The 25,978-nt window shown below is 58.2% G+C and carries 21 protein-coding genes; 14 read left to right on the forward strand and 7 right to left on the reverse strand.

Going from position 1 to position 25,978, the window contains the following annotated elements; translation table 11 throughout:
• Positions 1 to 924: 924 nt before the first annotated feature.
• Entirely contained in the window at positions 925 to 1,122 is a 198-nt protein-coding gene (locus Q354_RS28445; protein WP_169828862.1) for a hypothetical protein, read from the reverse strand.
• 1,186 nt (positions 1,123 to 2,308) lie between these two features.
• Here Q354_RS28445 and dctP point away from each other — a divergent pair.
• The 3 genes from dctP (at position 2,309) to Q354_RS0105820 (ending at position 5,318) form a co-directional block, all read left to right on the forward strand.
• On the forward strand, positions 2,309 to 3,331 hold the full coding sequence (gene dctP, locus Q354_RS0105810) for a TRAP transporter substrate-binding protein DctP (protein ID WP_051559934.1): 1,023 nt from the start codon (positions 2,309 to 2,311) through the stop codon (positions 3,329 to 3,331).
• A gap of 64 nt (positions 3,332 to 3,395) precedes the next feature.
• Positions 3,396 to 3,977, forward strand: coding sequence for a TRAP transporter small permease (locus Q354_RS24780; RefSeq protein ID WP_051559935.1), 582 nt, complete (start codon positions 3,396 to 3,398; stop codon positions 3,975 to 3,977).
• 36 nt (positions 3,978 to 4,013) lie between these two features.
• Positions 4,014 to 5,318, forward strand: coding sequence for a TRAP transporter large permease (locus Q354_RS0105820; RefSeq protein WP_027856786.1), 1,305 nt, complete (start codon positions 4,014 to 4,016; stop codon positions 5,316 to 5,318).
• Positions 5,319 to 5,429: 111 nt separating this feature from the next.
• Here Q354_RS0105820 and rsgA read toward each other — a convergent pair whose 3' ends face one another.
• The gene (gene rsgA, locus Q354_RS0105825; RefSeq protein ID WP_027856787.1) at positions 5,430 to 6,476 is read right to left on the reverse strand and encodes a ribosome small subunit-dependent GTPase A; all 1,047 of its coding nucleotides are present in this window, start codon (positions 6,474 to 6,476) and stop codon (positions 5,430 to 5,432) included.
• Positions 6,477 to 6,730: 254 nt separating this feature from the next.
• On the reverse strand, positions 6,731 to 7,657 hold the full coding sequence (locus Q354_RS0105830; protein WP_027856788.1) for a LysR family transcriptional regulator: 927 nt from the start codon (positions 7,655 to 7,657) through the stop codon (positions 6,731 to 6,733).
• 163 nt (positions 7,658 to 7,820) lie between these two features.
• On the opposite strand from Q354_RS0105830, the gene Q354_RS0105835 reads away from it, so the two are divergent.
• The 8 genes from Q354_RS0105835 (at position 7,821) to Q354_RS24790 (ending at position 17,522) form a co-directional block, all read left to right on the forward strand.
• The gene (locus Q354_RS0105835) at positions 7,821 to 9,158 is read left to right on the forward strand and encodes an aspartate aminotransferase family protein (RefSeq protein WP_027856789.1); all 1,338 of its coding nucleotides are present in this window, start codon (positions 7,821 to 7,823) and stop codon (positions 9,156 to 9,158) included.
• 88 nt (positions 9,159 to 9,246) lie between these two features.
• Positions 9,247 to 10,740 (forward strand): CoA-acylating methylmalonate-semialdehyde dehydrogenase, encoded by a 1,494-nt coding sequence (locus tag Q354_RS0105840; protein WP_027856790.1) that lies wholly within the window; start codon positions 9,247 to 9,249, stop codon positions 10,738 to 10,740.
• Positions 10,741 to 10,911: 171 nt separating this feature from the next.
• Positions 10,912 to 11,790, forward strand: coding sequence for a DMT family transporter (locus Q354_RS0105845; RefSeq protein WP_027856791.1), 879 nt, complete (start codon positions 10,912 to 10,914; stop codon positions 11,788 to 11,790).
• Between the two features lie 203 nt (positions 11,791 to 11,993).
• On the forward strand, positions 11,994 to 12,851 hold the full coding sequence (locus tag Q354_RS0105850) for a 3-hydroxyacyl-CoA dehydrogenase family protein (RefSeq protein WP_027856792.1): 858 nt from the start codon (positions 11,994 to 11,996) through the stop codon (positions 12,849 to 12,851).
• A gap of 202 nt (positions 12,852 to 13,053) precedes the next feature.
• Positions 13,054 to 14,703 (forward strand): acyl CoA:acetate/3-ketoacid CoA transferase, encoded by a 1,650-nt coding sequence (locus tag Q354_RS24785; protein ID WP_051559936.1) that lies wholly within the window; start codon positions 13,054 to 13,056, stop codon positions 14,701 to 14,703.
• A gap of 263 nt (positions 14,704 to 14,966) precedes the next feature.
• A complete protein-coding gene (locus tag Q354_RS0105860) occupies positions 14,967 to 15,485 on the forward strand; it encodes a SixA phosphatase family protein (protein WP_027856793.1) in 519 nt (172 codons plus the stop codon).
• An 85-nt stretch (positions 15,486 to 15,570) separates the two neighbouring features.
• On the forward strand, positions 15,571 to 16,527 hold the full coding sequence (locus Q354_RS0105865; RefSeq protein ID WP_027856794.1) for an AEC family transporter: 957 nt from the start codon (positions 15,571 to 15,573) through the stop codon (positions 16,525 to 16,527).
• 101 nt (positions 16,528 to 16,628) lie between these two features.
• Entirely contained in the window at positions 16,629 to 17,522 is an 894-nt protein-coding gene (locus tag Q354_RS24790; RefSeq protein WP_051559947.1) for a phytanoyl-CoA dioxygenase family protein, read from the forward strand.
• Between the two features lie 12 nt (positions 17,523 to 17,534).
• Here the strand turns inward: Q354_RS24790 and Q354_RS0105875 are convergent, their stop codons facing one another.
• Both Q354_RS0105875 and Q354_RS0105880 read right to left on the reverse strand, forming a co-directional pair.
• Positions 17,535 to 18,017: a hypothetical protein gene (locus tag Q354_RS0105875; RefSeq protein ID WP_027856795.1), complete on the reverse strand. Its 483-nt coding sequence runs from the start codon at positions 18,015 to 18,017 to the stop codon at positions 17,535 to 17,537.
• Between the two features lie 53 nt (positions 18,018 to 18,070).
• Entirely contained in the window at positions 18,071 to 18,508 is a 438-nt protein-coding gene (locus tag Q354_RS0105880; protein WP_027856796.1) for a hypothetical protein, read from the reverse strand.
• 354 nt (positions 18,509 to 18,862) lie between these two features.
• Between Q354_RS0105880 and Q354_RS0105885 the strand changes: the two genes are divergently transcribed.
• Together Q354_RS0105885 and Q354_RS0105890 are read left to right on the forward strand one after the other, a co-directional pair.
• Positions 18,863 to 20,566 (forward strand): transporter substrate-binding domain-containing protein, encoded by a 1,704-nt coding sequence (locus Q354_RS0105885; protein WP_027856797.1) that lies wholly within the window; start codon positions 18,863 to 18,865, stop codon positions 20,564 to 20,566.
• Entirely contained in the window at positions 20,566 to 21,978 is a 1,413-nt protein-coding gene (locus Q354_RS0105890) for a sigma-54-dependent transcriptional regulator (RefSeq protein ID WP_027856798.1), read from the forward strand. Before Q354_RS0105885 ends, Q354_RS0105890 begins: the two co-directional genes overlap by 1 nt.
• Before the next feature lie 6 nt (positions 21,979 to 21,984).
• On the opposite strand, the gene Q354_RS0105895 is transcribed toward Q354_RS0105890, so the two are convergent.
• Positions 21,985 to 23,199, reverse strand: a complete 1,215-nt coding sequence (locus Q354_RS0105895) for an MFS transporter (RefSeq protein ID WP_027856799.1) — start codon at positions 23,197 to 23,199, stop codon at positions 21,985 to 21,987.
• Positions 23,200 to 23,294: 95 nt separating this feature from the next.
• Complete coding sequence (locus Q354_RS0105900) at positions 23,295 to 24,074, reverse strand: TSUP family transporter (RefSeq protein ID WP_027856800.1); 780 nt, start codon at positions 24,072 to 24,074, stop codon at positions 23,295 to 23,297.
• Between the two features lie 393 nt (positions 24,075 to 24,467).
• Between Q354_RS0105900 and Q354_RS0105910 the strand changes: the two genes are divergently transcribed.
• Complete coding sequence (locus Q354_RS0105910; protein WP_051559937.1) at positions 24,468 to 25,925, forward strand: aspartate ammonia-lyase; 1,458 nt, start codon at positions 24,468 to 24,470, stop codon at positions 25,923 to 25,925.
• The last annotated feature ends 53 nt before the right edge of the window (positions 25,926 to 25,978 follow it).

Consider the following 25,978-nt stretch of genomic DNA (forward strand, 5'->3'; position numbering starts at 1 on the left):
GCCAGGAAAATCGGCAATAGATCGACTATTCCGGAAGTTCAATCGGTATGGTATCGGCGCAGGATTTCCGCAAAAACTTCGGCTTTCTGAGCCAGCCACGTCCTGTTGCATCACCTACAAAGCCACCACCCGTAAGCGCCCTGATAACCGGGACTCAGGCCGCTACAAGCCTATCCGCTGCCCCCAGACAGGTTTGGTGCTAAAGACTGTTACGAAAACAGAACAGCCAGCCGAAGCCAGTTAAGAAACTGATATGTATAACAAAAATGACTTTAACTGATACAGCTGCCTGTGCCGCTGTATCAGATTCATTACAGCCACCTGTAACAAAGCGGCTGAAAAATCACCCCCTTGCCAAACAGCTCTCTATTTAACTTTATTAATCAGCCAGTTACCCAGTCTGGCCTGGTTACTGCTGTTAGCAGTACATGGCAGTGCAAAACATATCAGGCGGCGCAGAAAAAGCGCTTCAGGCAAGGCAGACGGGAGATGACAAGATGGGCACACGAATTCTGGCAACAACCTGGCTGGCAGTTCTGATTCTGGTCATCACCTTTCTCTAAGCACAGCGATCAATAACCAACACCATAATAAGAAAACTCCCCGGCGTCGCAGGCGGCTCAATTAACCTTTCAGATAATTATAAAGGCTGCCGCGTCGCCGCACGGGATTCCCTCCTAACGGCCGGATACAAAGGCAGATCATTCGCCAGGCGACATTCACCGTCTCCAGCATCAAGCCCGCCGTGGCGCGGGGGTGGCTGCTCACGATAAAGACCGGGATGTCATCCACGCGGTATCTACGGTTGCCCCGATACGGCTGCGTTTGCGGGCCTGTCGCGGCCGTGGCCACTGACCTTTAAACGACACCAGAAAAATCTCATCCGCTTTGATGATGCCGGCTTAATGCGTAGCTTGATGCCGGCTAAAACAGGATAGAGAACGATACCGCCACAGATAAGGCGGCGGTCTTGCAACGCACACAACGCCGGGCGGCCTGGCGTACCCTCGTCCCGCAGAGGGCCTGCGCATATGGCGCCCAACACTCCGGTTTACGCAGGCGTGCCAGCACGGGTACCGCTGAGCTGCGGGTACGGGTACGGGTACGGGTACGGGTTAGCATGAGATAACGCGGCAGGCATAGCAGCCCCCCACGGCTCAAAAGCGGCGGCAAGGCAATACGGGCATACTGAGGAGGCGGTACTACGGATACGCAGCATCGGGACTCAATTATCATGCCGCTGATGTGCATCGCCACGCTGAAGCCCGCCGCTGACTATACCCGCCGATCATCCGGCGCTGTAAAACCGCCGCAATGCAGCTGTGGCGGTTTTCCTGACATCCGCCCTGTATCAAACACAAGACAGCACAACACTTCCAATCAACTCATTGAAAAATATACAGATAATCCGTCTATTTGAAATACGCCCTAACAGACTGTAAAGATAGAGTTACAATCAAAAAGCGCTGTAAAGATTTAGATTAAGTGCTGTTAACATACTGATTTAAAAGGAAAAAACATCTCACTCCCGAGCAAGACCCGGCTACCTGGCCGCGTCTCCTGCCTGATCAATAGCTTACAGTTTTATCGCCATAGTGCTGGCCTGGTCTTATGGCTTCAATTAAAACAGCTTATATTTCAGCCACTTAGAAGTTATGGCCCGGTTACTGCTGCGGTTATTTAAAACACAGTCAATAAAAACCAGCCCCTAAAGGCGAGGAGGGTAATATGGGTTATCATCTGTTATTCGCAACCTGGATGGCAGTTTTGCTGATGTTTGTCTCGCAGATATGACAACGGCAATGCTATCCCATGTTCGGGGCCTGAATAGCGGTACCCTCTCGCCCTGAACCGTTAACCGTACCTCTCCCTGCCGACGCTTTGCCCGCCCTGTCACCGTAAAATTCACACCCGACAACGCCCCGTCACTGCCAAAGCAGATGCTGCCGCAGCCTGTGACTGCGTTCGCGGCAACACTATTTACGACACAAGCCCTCCGTATCAATACGGATACTGGCGTATAAACACAGCGACAGATCCGGCGCTGAACGCGTATAGCGCGGTACAGAGAGGCAGAATAAAATACTGAAAAAACAAGGCTATTTGCCGCTAAAATCAGAAAAAACATCTATCCGGTAGCAGTTTTTCTGCTTCGCAATATATTCAGTCAGTTACACCAAGCTCAACTTAAACTTAAGCAATTACTAAACTAAGTTTTATTTATTGTAAATTTATAAAAGAAAACCCGACCTGCACACTCTGCCTGCGACATATAAAAAAATAACTAAGTCCCAGCGGAGGCACTACGGTGTTTAAGCAAAGCCAAAGTAAAATCAAATCCCTGATCAGCGCCTGTGCTCTGGCGGCAACGCTCAGCAGCACAACCCTTTCAACCGCCAGTGCAGATGATTTCATCCTGGCACATGCCTATCCTTCCGATCATATCTTCCATCAGACCTCCAGCATCTTCACCGAAGAGCTGGCGAAACAGGGCTCCGGCCTCGAGATCAGTTACCATCCGGGCGGCGACCTGGGTGACTGGACCTCACTGTTCGAGCAGAGCATGGAAGGCGTTATCCCGATGACACTGACCTTCGGTGCATCTGAATTCGATGGCCGCCTGGATCTGACCTGGCTCGGCTATGTGGTCGATAACTGGGAGGATGCCCGTAAGGTGTATGGCCCGAACGGCAAAATGCAGGGCGTTTACAATCAGATCCTCGACGATCTCGACCTGAAGGCGCTGGGCACTATCCCAACCGGCTTTGGCTCTGTCGCCATGCGTAAGGGCGAAACCAAGACCCCGAGTGACTTTCCGTTTGAAGCCAAGGGCGTGAAAATGCGCGTACCACCGGTACCGATCGCCATCGAACGCTTCAATAACTGGGGCTTCTCAGCGGTTCCTATGCCGTTCTCCGAGCTCTACACTTCGCTTCAGCTGGGCACCGTTGATGGCCGCGCCTTCGGTCCATCGGTGGAGATCTGGCAGATGCGTGATGTGCTGGAATCCTACATCCTGACCCGTGACTACTTCGAACACGCCTTCTGGCTGGTGAACAAGTCCTGGTTTGAGGACCTGTCCGCTGAAGAGCAGCAGAAACTGACCGCTGCCGCCGACGCCACCCTGAACCGCATCTGGGATGAAGCCCAGAGCATCGATGACGGTTTCCTCGCCAAAGTGCGCGATGCCGGTATCAATGTGGTTGAGCTGACGCCTGAAGAGCTGGCGAAAGCGAAGAAGACCCTGTACGCCAACGAATGGCCATTTATGGAAAAACAGGTTGGTCCTGAAATTATGGATCAGCTGCGCGAGATCGCAGGCATTAAGTAAGCCTGCCAGCAACAGGGCCCGTTTCGGGCCCTGTTTGTTTTACTTGCGATAAAGAGGTAATTCCATGAATACACAGGTTAAGCAAGAATCTGCTGTCAGCAGTGCTGATGCCCTGCCCGACTCCCTGGCTGCACCAGGCCCGTCCAGTATCCTGACCCGGCTGGAAGCGGGTTTTGACTGGTGTTTCCGCGCCCTGATCATCTTCACCGGACTGGCGCTGGCAGTGCTGATGTTTACTCAGGTGGTGCTGCGCTACGGCTTCGACTCCCCCTTCGCCGGTATTGAAGAAGTGGCCATTCTGCTGGGGGTCTGGATCTACTTTCTGGGTATGGGCTATGCCACCCGCGCCCAGGAACATATCCACGGCGGCATCGTCAGCCTGGTAGTGAAAGATCCGTTCAAGCTGGCGCTGGTGCGCTTTTTCAGCAATATCGTCTGCGTGATCGCGGCCGGTATCTTTGGTTATTTCGCCATCAAGTATTCGCTGTTCGTGATCGAGAAAGGCCGCCTGAGCCTGTACCTGAAATGGCCCAAAGGTCTCTGGAGCGCCAGCATGATTGCCGGCTTCACCACTATGACCGGCTACTTCCTGCTCCACAGCATCAATGAGCTGCGCACCATCCTGCGCATGCGCAACAGCACCTGATAACCCGCACCAGATAACTCTCCGGAGCTGCATCCTATGGTTACTTTTCTCCTGGTCATGCTGGTGGTCGTGGTACTGCTGCTGATCGAAATTCCGGTTGCCTTTGCCTTTGGCATCGGCGCGGTTCTGTTCCCGGTGCTGACCGGAAACAATATCTCTTTCCTTGTGCCACACGGTTTTAATACCGCCAGTGGTTTCGCCCTGCTGGCGCTGCCACTGTTTGTACTGGCCGGCACCCTGATGGCGGTGGGCGGCATCTCAGAACGCCTGCTGGACTTCGTTAACTCCTTTGTCGGCCGTATCAAGGGCGGCCTGGGTGCCGTGACGGTGGTGACCTGCGCCCTGTTCGGCGCCATCTCCGGCAGCTCTTCGGCGGCGATTGCCGCGATCGGCCAGATCATGATCCCGCGCATGGTGCGCGAGGGCTATCCGGAAGGTCATGCCACTGCGCTGGTGGCCTGCTCTTCGGTGCTGGCGCTGCTGATCCCGCCCAGCATCCCGATGATCGTGTTCTCCATTACCGGTGGTATTTCGGTGGGCGCGGCCTTTCTCTCCACCATCATCCCCGGCATCCTGCTGGCGATCGTCTACTGTGGCCTGAACTTCTGGTTCCTGCGCAACAATGACTCCATCTCAGTCGCCCCCCAGCTGAGCTTCGCCGAAGCCGGCAAAGGCGTGATGATGTCCGGCTACAGGGCCAGCTTTGCCCTGCTGATGCCGCTGCTGATCCTTGGCGTGATCTACAGTGGTATCGCCACACCGACCGAGGCGGCGGCGATCGCCGTGATCTATGCCATTCCGGTGGGGATGTATATCTACAAGGGACTGACGCTGAAGTCGCTGGGCAACGCCACTATCCGGGCGGTGATCACCACCGGCTCGATCCTGGCGGTACTGTTCTTCCTGTTCATTATGAGCCGGGCGATGATTCTGGAGCAGATCCCGAAACAGCTGGCCGAAGCCCTGCTGCAGTTCTCGGAAAACAAGTATGTGATCCTGCTGATGATCAACCTGCTGCTGTTGCTGATCGGCATGATCGTCGACGATATCTCCGGCAGCGTGCTGGCGGCGGTGATCTTCCTGCCGGTGATCAACCAGCTGGGTATCCACCCGATCCATTTTGCCGCTATCGTCGGCGTCAACCTGGGGCTGGGGAATGTGTCGCCCCCCTGCGCGCCAATGCTCTATATGGCCGGGGCGGTGGGCAAGCTGCCACTGGATAAATACCTGAAGCCCACCCTGAAGTTCCTGGTGTTCGGCCACCTGCCGATGGTCATGCTGGTGACCTTCATTCCGGAGATCGCCCTCTACCTGCCACAGACCCTGATGGGCATCGAGTAAGGCAGAAACGAAAAAGCCCCCGACCCAGGTCGGGGGCTTCTCGTCAGGCCGGGACAAACCACTGCGGCATAGCCACGGATCAGTCCCGGCTAACCTCCCCGCTTACTCCGCCTACCCCTCGCGCTTACGCTTTTTGGCTTCACCGGATACGGTGCGGCACATACGGGCAAAATCCCGTTCACGAGCCCGCCGCTGCGCCAGGGTCGCCGCATTATGCGCCTGCTCCCGCATCAGCTTGCTATAGCTGTCGAGACGACGCTGATCCAGCTGGCCCCGGCTGATCGCTGCGCTGACGGCACAGCCCGGCTCAGTCTGATGCTGGCAGTCGGCAAAGCGACACTGTTGCGCCAGCCCGGCAATATCGGCAAAGCTCAGCGCCAGGCCCTGTTCACAACCGGCCAGCTGCAGCTCGCGCATGCCCGGGGTATCCAGCAACAGGCCGCCGCCGGTCATCAGGTGCAGCGAGCGCGCGGTGGTGGTATGCCGCCCCTTGCTGTCGGCCTCGCGGATGGCGCCGGTCTGCTGCGCCTGATCGGCCAGCAGGGTATTGATCAGGGTCGACTTACCCACCCCGGATGAGCCCAGCAGGGCCACGGTCTTGCCATTCTGACACCAGGGTGCCAGCGTTTGCGCAGTAACGGGATCAAGGGCATTGACGGCCTCTGCCATCAGCAGGGGCTCCAGCGCCCTGACCTGCTGCAGATGCTCATCGGCATCAGGGCACTGATCGGCCCGGCTCAGCAACACCAGCGGATCGGCTCCGGCTTCACGCACCAGCGCCAGATAGCGCTCGATACGGTTCAGGCTGAAATCGTCGTTAAGCGAGCAGACGATAAAAGCGGTATCCACATTGGCCGCGATCAGCTGTTCAGATACCTTGCTGCCGGGCGAGCGACGGGAAAACAATGACCGGCGCTCCAGTCTGCGGGCAAAAATGTCACTGCGATCCAGCAACAGCCAGTCGCCTACGGTCAGCGGCGGCATACCGGGGCTGAGCGGCAAACGGATTTCGCCGCGCTCGGTCAGCAGTTCAAGGCAGGATCGGTGCTGGCAGACCACCCGGGCGGGGATATTGTGTTCCCACTCGTCGAGGCTGATCTGTTGTTGAAAGAAAGGCGTCCATCCCAGCTGGGACAGGGAATAGGTAATAGTAGTCATAACAACCCCTGACGCACGAAAGCCGCATGACAGGCTCTCTCGGCGTCACAGAAAGAATTCTCAGGGGGCCAGTAGCCCCGGCATAAGACCGGGCAGTGTGATCAGCGACTGATCAGGTACGGCATGAGAAGCCGCAATCAGCGCATTGCCCGGAAGGTGTTGACTACAATCATCTGTACCCTCCCGCGTGAAATCAGTGGTTAGACTGGGACTGAATTTAGCAGAGTCGCGGCAGATATCAAGGTTTCAGGCCCCTAGTCCATCTCATGCTGCGCCAGCTCGTGCAGGAAGGTCTCCAGCACCAGGTTGGGGCGCACCCCTTTACGGGTCACCGCCGCATACTGGATGCTGTATTTCATTATGTCGGGCCGCAGTGGCCGCATTTTGCCATCCGCCACCCAGCGCGCCGCATAATGGGTCGGCAGGAAGCCGATATAGAGCCCGCTGAGGATCAGGAAAGCGATCCCCTCGCGGTCCGAGGCACTGGCGGTCAGCGACAGCTGCTGCAGGCACTCGCGGGCAGTGGCCGGCTGGGCGAAGGCACAGTCGATCGTGTCGCAGTCTTTCAGCTCCGCCGCGCTGATGGCGCTGTCCGGGGTGGTGAAAAGCTGATGCTCTGAGCTGCAGTAGAGCTGTACATCCTCGTCATAGAGGGTGGAATACCCCAGCCCCTTCAACTGATGCACCATCGGCACCACGCCAACATGCAGCTGGCCATCCAGCAGACCGGTCTCCACTTCGTTAGGCGGCATCATGCGAATGCGGATATTCACCTCAGGCCCCTGCTCGCGCAGGGATTTCAGCGCATTGGTGATGCGCATGCGCGGAAAGGTCACCAGGTTATCGGTGATGCCGATCGCCAGCTCGCCCTTGAGCTGCTGGTGAATGGCATGAATCTCACTGCGGAAGGACTCCAGCGAGGTAAACAGCTGCATTGTCGCCAGATAGACCGCCTGGCCCTCATCGGTCAGCGAGAATCCGGCGCGGCCACGCTGGCACAAACGCAGCCCGAGGCGCTTTTCAAGGTCCGACATACTGATACTGATCGCCGAGCTGGTGACATTCAGCTCGACCTCAGCCTGGGCAAAACCGCCACTCTCCACCACGGTACGAAACACCCGCAGCAATCGCAGGTCGATATCACTTATCTGTCCAATCAAAGACTTAGCAGAACGAACCACGGCAACCCTCCAGGCAGATCAAAGCAGAATCAGATTTAGTTAAGCATTACTTAAATCTTTGCTTAACTAAAGATTTTTTATTTTGAATTCATCAAAACTAATAACCGGGCCACACTCTGTCCATACATTTTCACAGATCCCCCGAATTCTTGAGGAGTGAGCGATGAGTGACACAATAAAAAATCAGTCGCCAACCCAGGCACAGCTTGACGCACACTGGATGCCTTACAGCTCTAACCGTGAGTTTAAAAAAGACCCACGGATCATCGTCGCGGCCGAGGGCTGCTACTACACCGATATCGATGGCCGTAAGATCTTCGATGGCCTGTCCGGCCTCTGGACCTGCGGCCTGGGTCACAATGTGCCGCAGATTAATGAAGCCATCGCACAGCAGGCGAAGCAGCTGGATTACGCCCCGGCGTTCCAGTACGGCCACCCTAAAGCGTTCCAGATGGCCGAGCGTATCACTCAGTTTATGCCGGAAGGGATCAACCGGGTGATGTTCACCGGGTCCGGTTCTGAAGCGGCTGACTCCTCGCTGAAAATCGCCCGCGCCTACTGGCGCAAGAAGGGGATGCCGTCCAAAACCCGCCTGATCGGCCGGGCCAAGGGCTACCACGGCGTCAACTTCGGCGGCATCAGTGTCGGCGGTATCGGCGCCAACCGTGTCCTTTATGGCGAAACCCTGACCGTCGACCACCTGCCCCACACTCAGGTTGAAGGCAACGAATTCACCCGCGGCATGCCGGAAACCGGCGCCGAGCGGGCCGAACACCTGCTGGAACTGATCGCGCTGCATGATGCCTCTAATATTGCGGCCGTCATTGTCGAGCCGTTTGCCGGTTCTGCCGGGGTAATCATTCCGCCGAAGGGTTACCTGCAGCGCCTGCGTGAGATCTGCGACCAGCACAACATCCTGCTGATCTTCGATGAGGTGATCACCGGCTTCGGGCGTGCCGGGGCGAAAACCGGATCTGAAGCCTTCGGTGTGACGCCGGATATGATCAATATGGCGAAACAGATGACCAACGGTGCCCAGCCGATGGGTGCCGTCGCGGTGAAGCAAGAGATCTACGACTGCTTTATGGAAAATGGTGGCCCTGAATATATGATGGAGCTGCCGCACGGCTATACCTACAGCGCCCATCCAATCGCCTGTGCCGCCGGCCTGGCAGCACTGGATGTGCTGGAACAGAACCATCTGATCAATCGTGTCAGCGAGATGAGCGGTCTGTGGGAAGAGTCGGTCCACAGCCTGAAAGGCAGCAACCATATTACCGATATCCGTAACTACGGCCTGGCTGCAGGCCTGACGATCGCATCCAAGCCGGGTGAACCGGCACGCCGTCCTTATGAGATCGCGATGAAGATGTGGCAGAAAGGCTTCTACGTCCGTTACGGCGGCGACACTATCCAGCTGGCACCACCGTTTATCGTCGAACGCGACGAGATCGACAGCCTGATTAACGCCCTGGGCGAAACCCTGCAGGAGCAGGACTAAGCCCCACGCGGTAAGTAACCAACAATAAAAAGCGGCCGCGCCGCCATCCCGGCGCGACCGACACTGAATTTAAAGAGGTCTAGTGAACATGAATCTGATCGGACACCTGATTAACGGCGAGATCGTTACCGACGCAGCGCGCACCCAGGACGTATACAACCCATCCACCGGCGCGGCTGAAAAGCAGGTGGCGCTGGCATCCCAGGCTACCGTTGAACAGGCCATTGCGGCCGCTCAGGAAGCATTCCCTGCATGGCGCAATACCCCACCGGCCAAGCGTGCCCGTGTTATGTTCCGCTTCAAGCAGTTGCTGGAAGACAATGCAGAAAAGATCTGTGAACTGATCGGCCAGGAACACGGCAAAATCTCCCACGATGCCATGGGCGAACTGCAGCGCGGTATCGAGAATGTCGAGTACGCCTGCTACGCCCCAGAACTGCTGAAAGGCGAGCACAGCAAGAATGTCGGTCCGGCAATCGATTCCTGGAGTGAGTTCCAGCCGCTGGGCGTCGTGGCGGGCATCACCCCGTTCAACTTCCCGGCGATGGTGCCACTGTGGATGTACCCGATGGCGATCGTCTGCGGTAACACTTTCGTCCTGAAGCCATCCGAGCGTGATCCGTCCTCCACCCTGTTTATCGCCGAGCTGCTGAAAGAAGCCGGCCTGCCAGATGGCGTAATGAACGTGGTTAACGGTGACAAGGAAGCCGTAGATACCCTGCTGAACGACAGCCGCATCGAAGCTGTCAGCTTTGTCGGCTCCACACCGATCGCCGAGTACATTTACTCTACCGCCAATGCCAACGGCAAACGCTGCCAGGCACTGGGCGGTGCTAAGAACCACGCTATCGTGATGCCGGATGCGGATATGAACAACGCCGTTGAGGCCCTCACCGGTGCCGCATTCGGCTCCTCCGGCGAGCGCTGCATGGCGATCTCCGTAGCGGTAGCAGTAGGCGATGAAGCTGCCGATGCCGTGGTACGCAAGCTGCGCCAGCGTATGGAAACCCTGAAAGTGGGTGCCTTCGATAACGCCAGCAACGATTTCGGTCCGCTGATCACCCGCCAGCACGCTGATAAGGTGAAAGGCTATATCGCCAGCGCCGCAGAACAGGGTGCCAATATCGTTGTCGATGGACGTGATGCCCAGGTTGAAGGCTACACTGACGGTTTCTTTGTCGGCGGCACCCTGATCGATGGCGTGAAACCAGGCATGAGCTGCTACGAAGAAGAGATCTTCGGCCCGGTACTCTGCGTGATGCGCGTCAACACCCTGCAGGAAGCGATGGACCTGATCGATGCCCACGAATACGGCAACGGCACCTGCATCTTCACCCGTGACGGTGAAGCAGCGCGTTACTTCTCCGACAACATCAAGGTCGGTATGGTCGGCATCAACGTACCGCTGCCGGTACCGGTTTCCTACCACAGCTTCGGTGGCTGGAAGCGCTCCCTGTTCGGTGACCTGCACGCCTATGGTCCTGATGCCGTGCGCTTCTACACCAAGCGTAAGACTGTGACCCAGCGCTGGCCTGCCTCCGGTATCCAGGAGAAGGCCCAGTTCGCCTTCCCGAGCGAGTAAGCGAAACACTACTCTCCGAAGGGAACCCTCAGTCCGGCACCGGATGCCAGGGTTGCGGGTTCCCGGTTTGCCCGATACAGCAAGTTGTCTGTATTTTTCGCCCGGCCCTTTGTGGCCGGGCTTTTTTATGCATAATGCACAGCCCCTCTCCGCCACAGTGAAGTAAACCGTATGAAATCAGCCGCCCGGTGGCTTCAGCCCCTGATCGACCAGCCCGTTAGCGGTGCGCTGGCAGTAGTCTTGCTCTGGGGCCTGAACGTGGTGATGATGAAGATCGGCCTGAACGATATGTCACCGCTGCTGTTCACGGCCAGCCGCTTCGCCCTGCTGGCGCTGGTGCTGCTGCCTTTCTGGCGGATTGCGCGGCATCAGTTTCGCGATATCGCCACCCTGGCACTGGTGATGGGGATCGGTCATTTCTGCACCCTGGCGATCGGTATCAGCTACGTCGACAGCTCAGTGGCCGGGCTGATCCTGCTGCTGGGTGCGCCCTGCTCCTCACTGCTGGCCTTCCTGTTCCTGAATGAACGGCTGCGTCCGGTGCAGGTACTGGCCCTGCTCGGTGCCGTAGCCGGCATTGCCACCCCGATCCTGCTGCAGCAACAGGTCGAGCTGCAGCTGGGCGCAGTGATTATCCTGTTTTCCATGCTGGTTTGGGCGGCGGGCAACCTGTTAGTCAGGCGGATCAGCGACCTGCCCGTGCTGACAGTACAGTTCTGGATCGGCATTATCAGCAGCCCGCTCTGTATGTTGCTGTGGTGGCTGCAGCCCGATAGCCGCCCCTTCAGCGAGCAACTGACCGGCAACAGTATCGCCTCCCTGCTCTATGTGGTGGGCGGCTCTTCGGTACTGGCCTATTACATCTGGTACCGGCTGATCTCACGCCACAGTATTAACCGGATCGTCAACCTGACCCTGCTGCAGCCGCTGGTGACGATGGGCTTTGGCTACCTGTTGCTGGATGAGATGCTCAGCGGCCTGCAGCTGACCGGCGCGGCCGTCACACTGGCTGCCATGTGGCTGTTCTATCAGGCCCGTCAGCGGGCTTAACTCCTTATTCGAACCCTCCCGCGCGGCATGTCCAATGTCGCGCCATCGATTCCGCACCGCACAAATAAAATCCTGCACTACACTGAGTAACTATTGCCTGATTACGACTGTGCGCCGTAAAGCACTATAAAAATCAGGGGGGAACACTTATACTGCACTGCAGCAAAAATAGGTATATACCCCTAATCCTAAGGGAGAGGACTATGCATAATTTCTCATCCATCGCCGTCATCGGCGCAGGCCAGATGGGCTGTGGCATCGCACAATCCATTGCCGCCGCAGGTATCGAAGTGAAGCTGTCAGACGCAACACCGGATCTGGCACAACAGGGCCTGGCACGGATTCATCTGCGCCTGCTGGGACAGGTTGAGAAGCATAAGCTGCAGCCCGAGGAAGCAGACCACATTGTCGCAAATATCACGCCGGTGCCTTCTCTGGAATCTATCCATAACTGTGATCTGGTGATCGAAGCCGCCAGCGAAGACCTGGCGCTGAAACTGGAACTGTTCCGTAAGCTGGATCAGTACGCCAAGCCCGAGGCTCTGCTGGCGAGCAACACCAGCTCTCTCAGCATCACCACCATTGCCGCCGCAACCCGTCGCCCGCAGAACGTGATCGGCATGCACTTTTTCAATCCGGTACCGGTCATGGAGCTGGTCGAGGTGATCCGCGGCCTGGCCACCAGCGATATAACCCAGACCCGTATCCTGCGCCTGTCCGAAGCACTGGGTAAAAAGCCGGTGTGCAGCGTTGATAAGGCCGGTTTTGTCGTAAACCGTATACTGCTGCCGATGCTGAACGAAGCCTGTTTCCTGCTGGATGAAGGGGTCGCCAGTGCCACCGATATCGACAGCGCCATGCAGCTGGGCTGCGCGCACCCGATGGGACCGCTGGCACTGGCGGATTTTATCGGCCTGGATACCTGTCTGGCGATTATGGAAGTACTGCAGAAAGAACTGGGAGAGGTGAAATACCGTCCGGCACCGCTGCTGCGCCGCTATGTCGCCGCCGGATGGCTGGGCAAGAAGACGGGTCGCGGCTTTTTCGACTATAACGACTGAGCCCGTCGCAGACAGATAGTCCGGACAACTCGGACACCAGACATAAAGCGTCTGATATTACAGACACCTTATCTCTGCCGTTTATACCGAAAAGCCATCAACCCATTGTTTTCACTAAACAATACAGGTATGGCCCGGGTATTGCTGTAACTGCTGAAACTAAACCAGCAGCAGATAACAACAACAATCGAAGGGCATCACCATGAGAAGCTTACAGATCACCCCCAAGCAGGCAGCACAACTGATCCCCGACGACGCCACCGTGGCGACGGCCGGATTTATCGGTATCGGCTTTGCCGAGTCCCTTGCCAGTGCTATCGAACAGCGCTTCCTGAGCGAGGGTCACCCGCGTAACCTGGGTCTGATCTACGCCGCCGGACAAGGTGATGCCCGCCAGCGTGGCCTGAATCACTTCGGCCACGAAGGCCTGGTCAGCCGGGTGGTTGGCGGTCACTGGGGGCTGGCCCCAAAGCTGGGCGAACTGGCGATCGCCAATAAGATCGATGCCTGGAACCTGCCCCAGGGGGTGATCTGTCACCTGTTTCGCGACACCGCCGCCGGCAAGCCCGGCACCCTGACCCATGTCGGCCTCAACACCTTTGTCGATCCACGCTACGACGGCGGCTGCATCAACCCGCGCACGCCGAATGACAAGGTAGAGCTGATCGATATTGCCGGTCAGGAGTACCTGTTCTACAAATCCCAGCCGATCCAGGTCGCGCTGCTGCGCGGCACCACCGCGGATAAGCGCGGCAATATCTCGATGGAGCGCGAAGCGCTGCCACTGGAAGCGCTGGCGATCGCCCAGGCCACCCGCAACAGTGGCGGACTGGTGCTGGTACAGGTGGAACGCATCACCGACAGCCACAACCTGACCCCGGACCGGATCAAAATCCCCGGCATTCTGGTCGATCACGTTATTGTCGCCGACCCGGCCGATCACCCGCAGACCTTTGCCGAACCCTACAACCCGGCCTACAGCGGCGAGATCCGCCAGCCTGCCGGTCATCATGAAGCGGCACCGCTGAATGCCCGCAAGATTATCGGCCGCCGTGCCCTGATGGCACTGAACAAAGGCGCGGTGGTGAACCTGGGGATCGGTATGCCGGAGATGATGGCAACAGTCGCGGCCGAAGAGGGACGGCTGAAAGACTTCACACTGACGGTCGAGCCGGGCGGTATCGGCGGTCAGCCGGCCAGCGGCCTCAGCTTCGGTGCCGTGGCCAATGCCGAATCCATTATCGACCAGCCGGCACAGTTTGATTTCTACGATGGCGGCGGCCTGGACCAGGCCTTCCTCGGCCTGGCAGAGACCTGTCCTCAGGGCCACGTCAATGTCAGCCGTTTCGGCACTAAGCTGGCCGGTGCCGGCGGCTTTATCAACATCACCCAGAACACCCGCGAGGTATTTTTCCTCGGCACCTTCACCTCCGGCAGTCAGCAGCTGGAGATAGAAGACCACCAGCTCCGGGTGATCCGCAACGGCCACCTGCGCAAGTTTAAGAAACAGGTCGAGCAGATCACCTTTAACGGAGAGTACGCGCTGCAGAAAGGGCAAAAAGTCACCTTTATCACCGAACGTGCCGTATTCGAACTCACCGACGCCGGTATGAAGCTGACCGAGATTGCACCGGGCATCGACCTGCAGCGTGACATTCTCGACCTGATGGATTTCCGTCCGATCATCGACGATGACCTGGACACCATGGACCCACGGCTGTTTAACGACGGCCCGATGCACCTGCAGCACACCGGCAGTATGCCGATGCAGCAGATGCGCAGTCTGTGGCAACGCATGCTCTGCAGACGCTCACACGAGAGCGAGCGCCTGCTGGCATCCCCGGCGGTATAAGGCAACAGAAGTCCCTGGCTAGTGCAGGCACTTCAGTTGTTGTGGCACCGTCTATTGCGGAGACAGACCTCTCCGCCCTGAACTGATCCGGCGTGTGACTACGTCGGTGGCAGCTAACATTTTGTGCTTTGCGTCATAGTGCAACCGCTGCCGCCGTACACGTCGGATCAGTCTTTTTTACCTCCGGATACTGGCTTTTCCACAGAGCTGTTCAATAATGAGGAGGAACCTGAATTCAGGTTGCTTGCCTGGGGAAAGATCTGATGAAAAAACTGACGCTGATTCGGCACGCCAAGTCCAGCTGGAGTGATCCCTGCCTCTCAGATTTCGAACGCCCGCTCAATAAGCGTGGCAACCGGGACCTGCCGGGACTGGCACAGCGAGTGCAGCGCTTTCAGCTCTATCCTGACCACCTCCTCAGTAGCGGCGCGGTACGTGCGCTGACAACCGCCAAAGCCGTCAGCGACGAATTAAAGCTGCCTTCACAGCAGATAGAAGTCGTGCCGGAACTGTATGAATCCTGCTACGAAACCCTGCTCAACGTGCTGCAGAACCAGCCCGACCGCCATCGCCATATTATGCTGGTCGGCCATAACCCCGGATTGGAAGACCTGGCCTACTACCTGACCCATGAAACCGGCCTGCCCTGCCCCACCGCATCAGTGCTGCATATCCATCTCAGCATCACCAGCTGGTCGGAACTGGCCGAGTCCTGCGGTGCCCTCGAACTGTATGACTACCCGAAAAAACACCTGACCGACAGTGAGGCTGAAGAGGTCTGAATCTTCAGTTTGAACTCCGGCGATAGAAGGGGTTGCGACTGCGGTGGTAAAATCGCTGTTTTCCACCCACGCAGGATGCCCGCCGTTGGAACTCTATCTGCAAACTTTTGGCTTTACCGCCAACACCGTTGCGCCGATCTTCTTTATTGTCTTTCTCGGCACCTTCCTGAAACGGATCAACCTGATCAACGATAACTTTATCGCCGTCGCCTCAAAGCTGGTGTTTACCCTCACCCTGCCGGCACTGGTCTTTATGGCGATCTCCCGGACTGATTTCCAGTCGGTATTTAACCCCCACCAGATGATCTACCTGGTGGTGTCCACCCTGATCAGTTTCAGCCTGCTGTGGTGGCTGGCGGCGCGCTGGATCAGCGATGGCCGCGACCTGGGGCCTTTTATCCAGGGTGCCTTTCGCGGCAACTATGGCATTGTCGGCCTGGCCCTCTCCTACAACCTGTTTGCCGAAGCGGGGCTGGCGCAGGGTGCGGTACTGCTGGCGATGGTGATCCCACTCTATAACGTGCTGGCGATCCTCTGCCTCAGCCTGCCGCTACAGAAAAGCGATACCGCCAGTCTCGGCCAGTCAGCGCTGGAAGTGGCGAAAAACCCGCTGATCCTGGCCGTTGCTGCGGCACTGCCGTTCTCTTTCTTCGGCTGGCAGCTACCGGAAGTGATCGGTAAAACCGGCAAATATTTCGCCAATATGACCCTGCCGCTGGCCCTGCTGGCAATTGGCGGCTCCCTCAGTCTGAAAAGTCTGCGCAACAGCTCGGCGATGGCCGCCTGGGCCACCGCCTGCAAATTGGTGATTTTTCCGGTGGTGCTGACCAGCGGTGCCTGGCTCTATGGCTTCCGGGGACAAGAACTGGTGATGCTGATGGTATTGTTCGCCTGCCCCACCGCTGCCGCCAGCTTCGTGATGGCCAGGGGGATGGGGGCCAATGGCGAGCTGGCCGCCAATATCGTCCTCACCACCACCATCGGCTCCACCCTGACCATCAGCGCCGGGGTTTACCTGATGCGCTTCTGGGGCGTGATCTGATCACGACCTCTGCAGCGACAGCTCCTGCCGGATAGTGAGCCGATATTTTTTCACCTATCTGGTCCTAGTCGACCACGTAGCCGGCCTTTATGCTGACCGCCATGAAGATTATCCAGCTTGATCAGCCTATCGATGACCCGCAGCGTGCCGAACATCTGTTTCGCGGCGAGCTGCTGGTGTTCCGCAATATTCCGGCAATGCGGCAGCTGATCGACCGCACCGACCAGCTGCTGCGCGACAAGCTCAGCGGACTCGACCCGGTCCGCGCCCAGCACCGGCTATCGCCGCAAGACTTCCTGCAGCTGACCGGCGAGGTACAGAGCGAATTCCGCAAAAGCCAGTGGCCCAAGGATCTGTTTTTCGCCGCCCTGCAGCAGTGTGGCGTTGAGCTGTCAGAGACCTTCTACGACCATTTCCCGCTGCGGGTCGTGCCCTTCGATAGGGATAGCGACGGCAGTCACAACGGCGCCCATCGTGCCGCTATCGGTCACCATCGCGACAGCTGGGGAGCCAATATCTTCAGCCAGATCAACTGGTGGGCCCCGATCTATTCACTGGAAGCCGAACGCAGCATCGCCTTCTATCCCGATTACTGGGACAGGCCATTGGCGAATAACACCGACAGCTGGTGTTTTGAGGATTATCTGGCGGAACGGCGCAAAGTGCCTGAAGAGCGGCGCAGCGCCTACCCCTCAGCGCCACAGCCGCTGGAGGTCGTGGATGAGAGCGGAGTTGAAAAGATACTGATCGAGCCGGGTGACATCCTCTGCTTCGCCAGCGCCCAGCTGCACGCCAGTGTGCCCAACAGCACCGATGCCACCCGCTTCAGTGTCGAGATGCGTACCATCAACCGCCAGGACCTGCAGGCCGGGCGCGCCGCGCCGAATGTGGATAACGCGGCCACCACCCCCATGCACCGCTGGTTTCGCGGTATTGTGGATAAGCAGCCGCTGGAGCTGAAAATCGAATCAATTTCCCCAACACGAAAAGTGTGAAATGTTGTTGCTTTAGTAATAACGATCTTCTTTTCTCATCTTCGTTAACTTACCGAAATTCCAGAAGATAAAGGTCGTTAGCAGGAGCATGGCGCTTAAAGCTGCAGCCATAAAGTAGAAATCCATAGCGTTGGTTTCAAGCTTAGAACGAAGTTCGTTGAGTTCAGGAAACAACCCCGAATAGACTAATTCAATGGAGTCTCCCGACTGGTATTCTTTGTTCTTGCTATAGACGTTAGGGTACGTACTTCCTGTGAATGTGTTACTCACAGCATCAGTGAACGAATAGTGAATAGCTAGCATCGTGCCATCAGTTGCTATTTCAACCTCATCAACGTGCCCATCAGAGTGTTTGGGAAAAGCTTTGATCGCCGCATACTTAATACCTCCGTTACTGGAAATGGAAACAAAGATCATCGCAACAGCAATCAATACAAACGAAATGGTAATACGCGTAAACAGGTCATCCCTTTTCGCTTCGCGTGGGTAAGGCATAAACTATCTCTTTCAAAGTGTAAGGTTCTGAAGAGTTTCTCAATGTAAAAGCTTCAGATCGTCGCCAGTTCAAGTATCGGTTTATTCATTTGCTTAGCTTGTTGTGTAAAGCTAACAATCTCCTGAAGCAATTCCGTAACTTCTTCCAGCGAAAAAGCAGACAACTCTTCATTGTCATACCATTGTGCTGAAATCCCCGGCACCTGATCTGGTTGAACACTAGCCAGCACTGCTATGTATTCTGAAGCCAACTCAAAAACGAACAGATCTTCTTCATCACCTTCAAACAGGCTTTCTCCAAAAGTTGGTAATCCCGGATCAAGCTCATCACCGGCAAGCCGTTCCCATAACAGCCCCAGCTCGACGACACCGATGTTTTTCATAGAAAGGTGTGGCCAATCGTCAAAGTCGTACTCTTCAGTGGTCACAATTGAGGCAATTTTCTCTGCATCTGCTTTATCAGCGATAAACCAATCGGTATAGAAACCCATAAAACTTCCCTCTGAATTAGTAAGCGATTCCGCTTCTGGGAAGGATCTGTGACAGGTAGTATCTGGAGCTGCCTTCCCTTCCCTGTTAAAAGCAGTTAGATAGCAAGAATCACTTTGAACCAACAAGTGAAGCTTCTTGCAGGCGGGTTATAGCATGATCTCCTGGATAGAAACATACATTGCGAGACAACGATCTCTCAATATATAAAGTGGACCTTTTAGATATTACACCCTCTACAGGGAATTGCCCCTACGTAGTAACCCCGCAGGATCGGTGCTGAAAAATAGCTATACTGAGCCACATTCCGCTATCCCCTCAGGGGTGATCAACTTCAATCAGGGAGAATCCGCCGCATGTCGTTTATCGCGGCCCCGGTCCGTTCGTTTAACTCTTGCCTGCTCTCCAGCCTGCTGTTTTGCCTCTGGCTGACAGCTGCACCCTTGTCCGCCGCCCCGGCCGAGACGGTAACGGTCGGCGGCGACTACAACTATCCACCCTATGAATTTCTCGATGAAGATGGCCTGCCGGCGGGTTACAACGTCGAGCTGACCCGTGCCATCGCCGAGGTGATGGGCATGCGGGTCGAGTTCCGCTTCGGTGACTGGTCCGAGGTGCGCCAGGCGCTGGAACAGGGGGAGATCGATGCCCTGCAGGGCATGGTCAGCTCCGCCGGACGCGGCAAGACCTTCGCCTTCAGTCCGCCCCACGCCATCGTACATCAGTCGATCTTCGCCCGCCGTGGCGAGCCGGTGGCGACCCGGCTCGATCAGCTGCGCAATAAGGAGGTCATCGTGCAGAAGCACGGCATCCTGCACGACGAGCTGCTGCGGCAGAATATCGGCGCCCTGATTATCACCGTCGACACCCATGCCGATGCCCTGCGTCTGCTGGCCGCGGGTAAACATGACTACGCCCTGGTCGCCAACCTGCCGGGACTCTACCTGGGTAAGGAGCTGGGACTGTCCAATATCGTGCCCGTGGGCCAGCTGTCACAGGCCCGGCGCTACGGCTATGCGGTACGCAAAGGCGATGAGGAGTTGCTGGCGCAGTTCAGCGAAGGGCTGGCCATCCTGAAGAACACCGGCCGCCAGCAGGCGATCTACGATAAATGGCTGGGAGCATTGCAGGAGCAGGGCCTGCCCTGGAAACAGCTGGGCAAGGTGGCTGCCATCCTCTCGGCCTTGCTATTGATCGGTCTCGGCGGCGCCATGATCTGGAACCGCATGCTGCGGCGACAGGTGGATAAGCGCACCGCCGAGCTGCACCTGCAGCAGCAACAGCTGATCCAGGCCGACAAGATGACCTCGCTGGGGATACTGGTCTCCGGTGTGGCCCATGAGATCAACAATCCCAGCGGACTGATCATCCTCAACCTTCCGGTATTGCAGGAAGCCTGGCAGGACTGCCAGGAGTATCTGGAGCAGCGCTTCGAGGAAGATGGTGACTTTATGCTCGGCGGCCTTGCCTACTCGCGGATGCGCGATGAGATTCCGGCCATGCTCGGTGAGATGCAGGATGGTGCCCAGCGCATCCGCCGCATTGTAGAAGACCTGAAGGACTTCGCCCGCCAGGAGAGCGAGGATATCCGCGAGCCGTTCGATCTCAATGAAGTGGTCGCCACCGCCGTGCGGCTGGTGGATAACTCCATCCGCAAGGCCACCGATAACTTTCAGACCGACTACGCCAGTGAGCTGCCCAGGGTACGCGGCAATGCCCAGCGTATCGAACAGGTGGTGATCAACCTGATTCTCAACGCCTGTCAGGCACTGCCTGCGCGCAGTAAGGGCGTACGCTTACGCACCGGCTACCGCTCCGACCTGCAGCAGGTGCTATTGCTGGTCGAGGATCAGGGCTGTGGTATCGACGCCGACAACCTGAAGCGGCTGATGGACCCTTTCTTCACCACCAAGCGCGAACAGGGCGGCACCGGCCTGGGCCTGTCCGTCTCCAGCGGTATAGTACAGGCCCATGGCGGCCAGCTGAGCTTTGATTCCACCCCCGGCGTCGGCACCACTGTGGTGATGACCCTGCCCCTGAACGGAGAGACCCCGGCATGATCAATCAATCCCTCTACCCGGAATTCGGCGTGCTGCTGGTGGATGACGAGGCCTCCTACCTGCGCAGCCTGAGTATCCTGCTGGAACGCAACGGCGGTATTACCAATATCCACCGCTGCAACGACAGCCGCGAAGTGATGGCCATCCTGCAGCAGCACCCGATCGGCCTGGTGCTGCTGGACCTGACCATGCCACACCTGTCCGGCAACGAACTGCTGCCGCTGATCACCGAACAGTATCCGGAGGTAGCGGTGATCATTATCAGCGGCCTCAATCAGGTAGAGTCGGCGGTGGACTGCCTTAAGCTGGGCGCCTTTGACTACTTCGTCAAAACCACCGAAGAGAACCGCCTGATCGAGGGAATCAAGCGCGCGATACGGATGCAGGAGATGCGCCGGGAAAACCGAGCCATGGGCCAGCGTATCCTCAGCAACTCGCTGGAGCGGCCCGAGGTATTCGAGGCGATTATCACCCGCAGCAGCCAGATGCGGGCGGTGTTCCAGTACCTGGAATCGGTGGCCCCCAGCAACCAGCCGCTGCTGATCTGCGGCGAAAGCGGCACCGGCAAGGAGCTGCTGGCACAGGCCTGCCACCAGCTCAGCAACCGCAGTGGCGCCCTGGTGACGGTCAATGTCGCCGGGCTGGATGACAATGTCTTTGCCGACACCCTGTTCGGTCACCAGCGCGGTGCCTTTACCGGGGCCGACAAGAGCCGTGCCGGACTGGTGGAGGAAGCCGCCGGCGGCACCCTGTTTCTGGATGAGATCGGCGATCTCAGCATGAGCTCCCAGGTGAAGCTGCTGCGCCTGCTGCAGGAGGGCGAGTACTATCCTCTGGGCAGCGACCGCCCCAAGCGCAGTCGCGCCCGCATCATTGTCGCCACCCATCAGGATCTGGCCCGGCAACAGCAGGCGGGCCGTTTCCGTAAGGACCTCTACTACCGTCTCTGCACCCATCAGGTGATGATCCCGCCGCTGCGCCAGCGCAAGGAGGATATCCCCCTGCTGCTGCAGCACTTTGTCCAGCAGGCCGCCGGCGAGCTGGATAAACAGCCACCCGGCTATCCGCCGGAGCTGGCCCAGCTACTGGCCACCTACCACTTCCCCGGCAATGTGCGCGAGATGCGGGCGCTGGTGTTCAATGCCCTCAGCCAGCACCGCTCCCATATGCTGTCGATGGATGCCTTTAAGCAGGTACTGGGCGAGGATACCCAGCCGGCTAATTACACTGAGGCCACGGTCAGCTTCAGCCCCGACAGTCCGCTGCCGACGCTGGCGGAGATGGACCAGCTATTGGTGGCGGAGGCGCTGCAGCGGGCCGACAACAACCAGTCACTGGCCGCCCGGCTGCTGGGGATCTCCCAGCCCGCACTCAGTAAACGGATGAAGAAGATGCGCCCGGCCAACAGCTGACCGGGGTTAAGCGGCGGCCTCTGAGTAGCGGCGCATCCGCGCCGGGGTCATCGGCAGGTGAACTGCCGCGGCCAGCAATCCCAGTGCTGCGCTGAGGATCAGCGCCAGGTCGTAGTTACCGTACCACTGAAACACCAGACCGCCCCACCAGCTGCCGAGGAAGGCGCCGACCTGGTGACTGAACATCACGAAACCGAACAGTGACGCCAGGTTACGGCCGCCAAAGATCTGCGCCACGGTGCCGCTGGTCAGCGGCACGGTTGAGAGCCACAGCATCCCCATCAGTACCGAGAAGATGTAAAACAGCGTCGAGCTGGGCGGCAACAGCAGCAACATCATGATCAGGCAGGCCCGCAGCCAGTAGATCAGGGTCAGCAACCAGGGCTTATGCCAGCGATCGCCAGCCCAGCCAACCCCGATCACACCCACCACATTGACCAGCCCGATCAGCGCCAGCGAGTCGGAAGCGACCGCCACCGGCAGGCCGCAGGAGGCGACGAAGCCCGCCAGATGCACTGAGAGGAAGGCGATATGCACGCCGCAGACGAAGAAGCCGATATTCAGCAGCTGGTAATCCCGGTTACCGAAGGCCTCGCGGATCGCCTGCCAGCTCAGGCCGCTGCCAGGCTGGCCCGGTACGGCGGCGTCATCGCGTCGCTCCCGCAGCACCCCGGCCAGCAGCAGGATCAGCAGGCTCGAGGCTGCATAGACGGTATAGATCTGTGACCACTCCACCAGCGGAGCCAGCCAGCCGTGCAGCATGGCGTAGACAAACTGCCCCAACGAGCCGCCGGCACTGGCAATCCCCAGCGCCAGGGTGCGGTTACGGTCGCCGAAGTGACGCCCGACCGCCGCCAGTACGATCGGATAGGTGGTCGCCCCCACGCCGACCCCGATCAGGATCGCATTACCGGCAAAAAACATTGCGCTGCTTTCGGCCTGCGCGGCCAGCAGCAGTCCGGCGGCATAGATCACGCCCCCGGCCAGCAGCACCCTCGGCGTACCGAAACGTTCCGCCATCATCCCGGCGATGGGCGACACGGCTCCCCAGATCAGGTTCTGCACCCCGAAGCCAAAACCCAGCGTCGCCATCGGGATGCTCAGATCCAGGCTGATCGCCGGCAGCATCAGCCCGGTACTCTGGCGTATTCCCATATTGCACACCAGAATCAGCGCCGCTGCGGCCACCACCCACCAGGGGTTTATCTTTATGTTTTGCATTCTTCCATCCCTGTTCGCGAAGCCTTCCCGGCCACGCAGAATCTATATTTTGTGACGCCCATCACACCACCCCGTCACGGCAACGGACAAGCCGGTCAGAACCAGGCGATGACCTGCTCACCATACTGATCCGACAGCAGCTTGGCCGACATCAGCAACGTGACGGTGACGATCAGTGGCCGGATCAGCCGGGTGCCCTTGGTGACCACCATTTTCGCCCCCAGCTGGCCGCCGATCAGCTGCCCCGCCGCCATTATCATCCCCGCCAGCCAGACGATATTGCCACCGAGGGCAAAAAAGATCAGCGAAGCGATATTGGAGGTAAAGTTCAGCACCTTGGTGTGGGCGGTGGCCCGGGCCAGGCTGAAGCCCGCCAGGGAGACAAAGGCGACGGTAAAGAAGGTGCCGGTCCCGGGGCCGAAGAAGCCGTCATAGAAACCGATCGCCGTGGTGAAGACAAAGGCAAACAACGCGGGTTTCACGCGCTGGTCACTGTCCTGGTCACTGATCCGGGGTGACAGCATAAAGTAGAGCGCGATCAGCACCAGCAGCAATGGCATCACGGTGGCCAGCAGCGAAGTATCCAGCAGCTGTACCAGCACCGTGCCCAGTACTGCCCCGGCAAAGGTACAGCCGATCATCAGCCGCATCTGGCTCAGATCCACCAGCTTCTTTTTGACGAAGTAGCGGGTGGCGGCAAAAGTACCGAAGCTGCCCTGCAGCTTATTGGTCGCCAGTGCCTCCACCGGACTCATCCCCGTGGTCAGCAGCACCGGCAGGGTAATCAGGCCGCCGCCACCGGCAATAGCGTCCACCGTGCCGGCCCCCAGTCCGGTGAGAAACAACAGCGCGATCAGTGCAACGTCCAGTTCCATAAAGTCTCCCTGCGATACGTAACCTGAAGCAAAGGGTCAGGCTCGAAAGAGCGCCACTTTAACAGCGTTATAGCGCCCTGACACCGTCTGTTTGCGCGCCTTGAGAGCCGGCTGCATGATGCCCGGCAAAACCCCTATAACCTCGGTTATGGGGATAACCAGGGTTATAGCGTCCGCCAGAGTCACCCTCCCCTGTAAACACAGGCGTTACAGGCAAGGCATGGGCGATTACAGGGATTGCGCCATAACTCTGGTTATACCCCTGACAGACTGACCCTAAGCACCACTCAAAGCCACTTATCCATTAAAAAACAAAGAGTTAAAAACATATTCAAAAACTGGCACTGGCTTTGCTCTAACAGAGATAACGACAACAATAATCCTGAGCAAAAAATGCCTGAGCCACAGCACACAACCGAAACCGATTCTATCGCCACCGATCTTCACTCGCCTGCACCGGCCTGTCGCAGCGAAAAAGACCTGCTCGGCAGTGCCGAGATACCGGCCGATGCCTACTACGGTATCCAGACCTGGCGCGCTTGCCAGAACTTCGACCTCAGCGGCGTGCCGCTGAGCCACTTCCCGCAACTGGTGCGGGCACTGGCGATGGTGAAGATGGCTGCCGCCCGCGCCAACAGCCAGCTGGGCGATCTGCCGGAAACCAAGGCCGGCGCGATCGAAGCGGCCTGTCAGGCGCTGATCGACGGCCAGCATCACGACCAGTTCGTGGTGGATATGATTCAGGGCGGTGCCGGTACCTCGACCAATATGAATGCCAACGAGGTGATCACCAATGTGGCGCTGGAGCAGCTCGGTCATGACAAGGGCGATTACCAGACCCTGCACCCCAACAACGATGTGAATATGTCCCAGTCCACCAACGATGCCTATCCGACGGCGGTACGACTGGCGATCCTGCTCAGCCACGGCGAGCTGGTCAGCAACCTGCGCAGCCTGCGCCAGGCACTGCTGGAAAAAGCCGAGCAGTTTAACCATGTCATCAAGATGGGCCGCACCCAGCTGCAGGATGCGGTACCCATGACTCTGGGGCAGGAGTTCAAAAGCTGGGCCTCTACCCTGGGCGAGGATATCGACCGCATCGCCGGGCTGGCGGAACTGCTGACCGAGGTGAATCTGGGCGGCACCGCGATTGGCACTGGTATCAACGCCGATGCCCGCTACGGCAAGCGCGCCGTCTCCGAACTGGCACGGATCAGTGGTTTCCCGCTGATCCAGGCGTCGGACCTGGTTGAAGCCAGCTCCGATATGGGCGCCTTCGTGCTGTTCTCCAGCATGCTCAAGCGGCTGGCGATCAAGCTATCCAAGATCGCCAATGACCTGCGCCTGCTCAGCATGGGGCCGCGTGCCGGCCTCAACGAAATTAACCTGCCGCCGCAGCAGCCGGGCAGTTCGATTATGCCGGGCAAGATCAACCCGGTGATCCCGGAAGCGGTGAATCAGGTGGCCTATCAGGTGATGGGTAACGACCTGGCCGTCTCGATGGCCGCCGAGGCCGGTCAGCTGCAGCTCAACGCCATGGAGCCGCTGATCGCCTACAACGTACTGGAATCGATCCGCCTGCTGCGCCAGGCGATGCCGATGCTGGAGCAGCGCTGCATCCGTGGCATTACCGCCAACGAAGCGGTCTGCCGCGCCCAGGTCGACAACAGCATCGGTATCGTCACCGCACTGAACCCGCATATCGGCTACGACAACGCCACCCGGCTGGCCAAGGAAGCCCTGCGCAGCGGGCGCTCGCTGGTGGAGCTGGTGCGTGAAGAACAGCTGCTGTCCGAGCAGCAGCTGGCGGAGATCCTGAAACCGGAAAATATGATCCATCCCGGTCGCTAAGGCGGCCGCACAACCTTTGCTAGACCTGCAAAAACCTTAACAAAACAACGATA

Source organism: Marinobacterium jannaschii DSM 6295 (genome assembly GCF_000620085.1).
GTDB lineage: Bacteria > Pseudomonadota > Gammaproteobacteria > Pseudomonadales > Balneatricaceae > Pontibacterium > Pontibacterium jannaschii.